This window comes from Bordetella petrii (assembly GCF_020991325.1).
Taxonomy (GTDB): Bacteria; Pseudomonadota; Gammaproteobacteria; order Burkholderiales; family Burkholderiaceae_B; genus Bordetella_A; species Bordetella_A petrii_E.
Genome location: NZ_JAJMLX010000289.1, coordinates 1 through 5,536 on the forward strand (window position 1 = coordinate 1; position 5,536 = coordinate 5,536).

At 68.2% G+C, this 5,536-nt stretch carries 1 protein-coding gene; it reads right to left on the minus strand.

The annotated features are described in order from the left end of the window. Positions 1-243: 243 nt before the first annotated feature. On the minus strand, positions 244-5,536 hold a 5,293-nt coding region (gene uvrA, locus LPZ50_RS21060; protein ID WP_230664643.1), incomplete at its 5' end, for an excinuclease ABC subunit UvrA.

Consider the following 5,536-nt stretch of genomic DNA (forward strand, 5'->3'; position numbering starts at 1 on the left):
GATGGCGTCCAGCGCGGCGGGCAGTTGCCCCGGGTGGCGGGCCTCGATGCGCCCGGCCTGGCCGCGCAGGCATAGCGCCCGCCCGGTCAGTCGGTCTTCGAATCGGCATTGCATGGTGGTGGGTGGTTGTCAGCGTTGCGGCAGGTGTCTGGCTCCCGTCAGGGGGCCAGACACTGTTCTGTTGAGATACTGTGTAACACGTCGGTGTCTGGCACCCTGACGGGAGCCAGACACCTGGCAAAGTCAGGCGCGACGGGCATGCGCTTGCTGTTGCGCCAGGAACTCGGCCAGCACCCGTCCGGTGTGCGATTTGTCGCGCAGGCTCATGACGTGTTCGGGCGAGCCTTCGGCCACCAGCCGGCCGCCGCCGGTGCCGCCTTCGGGGCCCAGGTCCAGCAGCCAGTCGGCCTCGGCGATCACGTCCAGGTTGTGTTCGATGACCACCACCGTATTGCCGGCCGCCACCAGGCGGTGCAGCACATGGATGAGCTTTTCCACGTCGGCCATCGACAGGCCCACCGTGGGTTCGTCCAGCACGTACAGCGTATGCGGGGCGCGCGAGGCGCGGCCGGTGGTGATCACGCCTTCGGTCAGGCGCGCCTTGGACAGCTCGGTTACCAGTTTGATGCGCTGCGCCTCGCCGCCCGACAGGGTGGGCGAGGGCTGGCCCAGGGTCAGGTAGCCCAGGCCCACATCCTGCATCAGCTGCAGCGGACGATGGATCTTGGGATGCGCGGTGAAGTACTCCAGCGCATCGTCCACTTCCATGTTCAGCAGTTCGCCCGCGTTCTTGCCGCGCATCTGCACCGACAGCGTATCGCTGTTGAAGCGCGCGCCATTGCAGGCGTCGCACGGCACTTTCACATCGGGCAGGAAGCTCATTTCGATGGTGCGCATGCCCTGGCCTTCGCAGATGGGGCAGCGGCCGTCGCCGGTGTTGAACGAAAAGCGCGCCGCGCCCCAGCCGCGCATGCGGGCCTCGCGCGTGTCGGCGAATTGGCGGCGCACGTCGTCCCAGAAGCCGATATAGGTGGCCGGGCAGGAACGCGGCGTCTTGCCGATGGGGGTCTGGTCTACTTCCAGCACGCGGTCGATGGCTTCCCAGCCGGTGATCCGTTCGCAGCCATTCCAGCGCGGAGCCTTGCCTTGGGACACGGCCTGCAGCAGGTTGTCCAGCAGCACTTCGCGCGCCAGGGTGGATTTGCCCGACCCCGACACGCCCGTGACCACGCTCAGCCGGCCCACCGGGATGCGCGCGTCCACATGGCGCAGGTTGTGCAGTTGGGCGCCGCGGATCTCGATCATGGGGGTGTCGCCTTCTACCGGGCGGCGGCCTTGCAGCGGGTGCGCCAGCGGCTTGGCCAGGTAGCGGCCGGTGATGGATTCCGGGCTGTCGATCAAGTCTTGCGCGCTGCCTTGCGCCACCACGCGGCCGCCGCGCACGCCCGCGCCCGGCCCGATGTCGATGATGTGCGAGGCGCGGCGGATGGTGTCGTCGTCGTGTTCCACCACCACCAGGGTGTTGCCGTTGCCTTCCAGGCGCGCCAGGGCATCCAGCAGGATGCGGTTGTCGCGCGGGTGCAGGCCGATGGTGGGTTCGTCCAGTACATAGCAGACGCCCTGCAGGTTGGAGCCCAGTTGCGCGGCCAGCCGGATGCGCTGTGCTTCGCCGCCCGACAGCGTGGGCGCGGCGCGGTCCAGCGCCAGGTAGTCCAGCCCGACTTCTTTCATGAAATTCAGGCGGCCGCGGATCTCGGCCAGGATGTCGCGCGCGATTTCGCCTTCGCGGCCGCGCGCCACCAGCCCGGTGAAGAAGGTATGCGCCTCGGACACCGGCATGGCGGCCAGATCGGCGATGGAGCGGTCGCGCCAGCGCACGGCGCGCGCCACGCGGTTCAGGCGCTGGCCGTCGCACACCGTGCATACGCCGGCCTCGCCTTCATAGCCGGCATTCCAGGCGGTTTCTTCGCCGGTCTGTTCCGCATCGAAGTTCTGCAGCTGCAGGCCGGTGCCGAAGCAGCCCGTGCACCAGCCGTGCTTGGAGTTGTACGAGAACAGCCGCGGATCGGGTTCGGGAAAACTGGTGCCGCACGAGGGGCAGGCGCGCTTCACCGAAAAATGCGCCTGCTGCAGTTCGGTGTCCATTGCCTGGTGCAGCTTGTCCACCGGCCACACCAGGCTCATCACGCCCTGGCCGTGTTCCAGCGCGCTTTTCACGGCCTGGCGCAGTTCGGTCTCGTTGGCGGGGTCGACCACCAGGTCGGCCACCGGCAGTTCGATGGTGTGTTCCTTGTAGCGGTCCAGCCGCGGCCAGGGGCTGACCGGGATGAAGGCGCCATCCACCCGCAGGTGCGTATGGCCCTTGGCGCCGGCCCATTTGGCCAGGTCGGTGTAGTAGCCCTTGCGCGCCGTCACCAGGGGCGCCAGCAGGCCGATGTGCTGGCCTTTGTACTCGCGCAGCAGCCGCGCCACGATCTGGTCGGCGTTCTGCGGCTCCACCGCCACCTGGCAATCGGGGCAGTACTGCGTGCCCAGCTTCACATACAGCAGGCGCAGGAAATGGTGGATTTCCGTCATGGTGGCCACGGTGGACTTGCGCCCGCCTCGGCTGGTGCGCTGCTCGATGGCCACCGTGGGCGGAATGCCGAAAATGGCGTCCACGTCGGGCTTGCCGGCTGGCTGCACAATGGCGCGCGCATAGGCGTTGAGCGATTCCAGGTAGCGCCGCTGTCCCTCGTTGAACAGGATGTCGAACGCCAGCGTCGATTTGCCCGAGCCCGACACGCCGGTAATCACCGTGAACTTGTCGTGCGGGATCTCGACGTTGACGTTCTTCAGGTTGTGCTCGCGCGCGTTGCGGATCTCGATGGCGCGCGCCTCGCGGCGGCGGCGCATCAGCGATTGCAGCGGCGTGCCGGTATCGGCCCCATAGGCTGCCACCGGTTCGGCCAGCACCGGCGTCAGGCCGGCCTGCTCGGCGATCTGCGCGTCGGCGTCATTGCTGACCGCGACGTCGCCGGGCAGCACGCTGACGGCGTAGTCGCGCAGCGCCGCGCCGGTGTGCGAGCGCGGGTTGTCTATCAGGTCTTGCGGCGTGCCGACGCCCACGACCTCGCCACCGGCGTCGCCGCCCTCGGGGCCCAGGTCGATCAGCCAGTCGGCGGCGCGGATCACGTCCAGGTTGTGCTCGATGACCAGCAGCGTGTGGCCGGCGGCCAGCAATTTCCGGAAGGCGCGCATCAGGCGGGCCACGTCGTCGAAGTGCAGGCCGGTGGTGGGTTCGTCGAACAGGAACAGGCTGCCCTTTTTGGCTACCTTGGCCGTGGAGATGCCGCTGCGCGCCGCTTCGGCCAGGTGGCCAGCCAGTTTCAGGCGCTGCGCCTCGCCGCCCGACAGGGTCGGCACGGGCTGGCCCAGCCGCACGTATTCCAGGCCCACATCGGCCAGCGGCGCCAGGCCGGTTTGCACGTCGCGCAAGCCCTTGAAGAAGTCCAGCGCCTCGCTGACCGTCATTTCCAGCACCTGGTCGATCGAGGCGCTGTTGCCCAGATGCTCCACGCGTACTTCCAGTACCTCGGGGCGGAAGCGCCGCCCGTCGCAATCGGGGCAGCGCAGGTAGACGTCGGACAGGAACTGCATTTCCACGTGCTCGAAACCCGTGCCGCCGCAAGTGGGGCAGCGTCCGTCGCCGCTGTTGAAACTGAAGGTGCCGGCGGTGTAGCCGCGTTCCTTGGCCACGGGGGCCTGCGCGAACAGCTTGCGGATGGCATCGAAAGCGCCCACATAGCTGGCGGGATTGGAGCGCGCCGTCTTGCCGATGGGGGTCTGGTCCACCATGACCACGTCGGCGATCTGCTCGGCGCCCAGCAGGCGGTCGAAGGTGCCGGGCGCCTCGGATGGCTTGCCCATGTGCTTGAGCAGGGCCGGGTACAGCACGTCCTGCACCAGGGTGGATTTGCCCGAGCCCGATACGCCGGTGACGCACACCAGGCGGCCCAGCGGCAGCTCTACCGATACGTTGCGCAAGTTGTGCGCGGTGGCGCCTTCCAGCAGCAGGCGTGGGGTATTGGCGGCCACCGGCATGGGGCGGGGGGCTTCCACGCGCTGGCGGCCGCCCAGGTAGTCTCCGGTAAGGGTGGGGGTGGCGCGCAGCTGCGCCGGCGTGCCGTCGAACACAATGCGTCCGCCGCGCTCGCCGGGCCCGGGGCCGATATCGATGATGCGGTCGGCGGCCACCATGACCTGCGGATCGTGCTCCACCACCACCAGCGTGTTGCCGGCATGGCGCAGCCGGTGCATGACTTCCACGACGCGGTGCATGTCGCGCGGGTGCAGGCCGATGGAGGGCTCGTCCAGCACGAACAGCGTATTCACCAGCGAGGTGCCCAGCGCCGTGGTCAGGTTGATGCGCTGCACTTCGCCGCCTGACAGCGTGCGGCTTTGGCGGTCCAGGGTCAGGTAGCCCAGGCCCACGTCGCACAGGAATCTGAGGCGTGCGCGCGCTTCGGTCAGCAGCAGGTCGGCGGCGGCGTCCAGCGCGCCGCCGAACGTCAGCGTGTCGAAGAAAGTGCGCACCCGTTCGATGGGCAGCAGCATTACATCGTGGATGGACAGGCCGTCCAGTGCGTCGAGCTGCGGGCGGGTCCAGTTGGCGCCCGCCGGCATGAAGCGCGTGTAGCGGTCATCGCCGGGCGGCAGCACGCGGTCGGCTTCTTCCTTACTGCCTAAACGCCATAGCAGGGCGTCGGGTTTCAGGCGCGCCCCGTTGCAGGTGGGGCACGGCGTGTAGCTGCGGTACTTCGACAGCAGCACCCGCACGTGCATTTTGTAGGCACGGCTTTCCAGCCAGGCAAAGAAGCGGTGCACGCCGTACCACTGGGTTTTCCAGGCGTTGTTGCCGCCTTTCCAGTCCGGGTCGCCATGCAGCACCCAGTGGCGCTGCGCGTCGGTCATGGCTTTCCAGGGCACCGACATGGGAATGCCGGCGCGCGGCGCGTACTTGGCCATGTCGTCCTGGCATTCCTTGAACGAAGGTGTCTGCCAGGGCTTGATGGCGCCTTCGCGCAGCGTCTTGTTCTCGTCCGGAATGACCAGGCCGTAGTCGATGCCGATGACGCGGCCGAAGCCCCGGCAGGCCTCGCACGCGCCCAGCGGCGAATTGAACGAGAAGCTGCTGGGCAGGGGGTCGGTGTATTCGATGTCGCAGTCGGCGCAGTGCAGGCGGTCGCTGTATTTCCAGACTTGGGCGTCGCCGCCGTCTGCATCTAGCACGTGCACCGCCATGTGGCCGCCGCCCATGCGCAGCGCGGTGTCCAGGGCTTCCATGACGCGCTCGCGCTCGGCGCTGGAATGGCGGAAACGGTCTTGCACCACGTGCAGGATGCGGCGCTCGCCTTCGTTGGCGGCGGCCTTGGCCTTGCCCTTGCGCGCGCCCTTGCCGCCGGCCGCCGGCGCCTTGCCGGTTTCTTCGCGGTGCACGCGCGTATAGCCCTGCTGTTCCAGAAAGCCGCGCACTTCGTCTTCGGTGAAGTTGGCG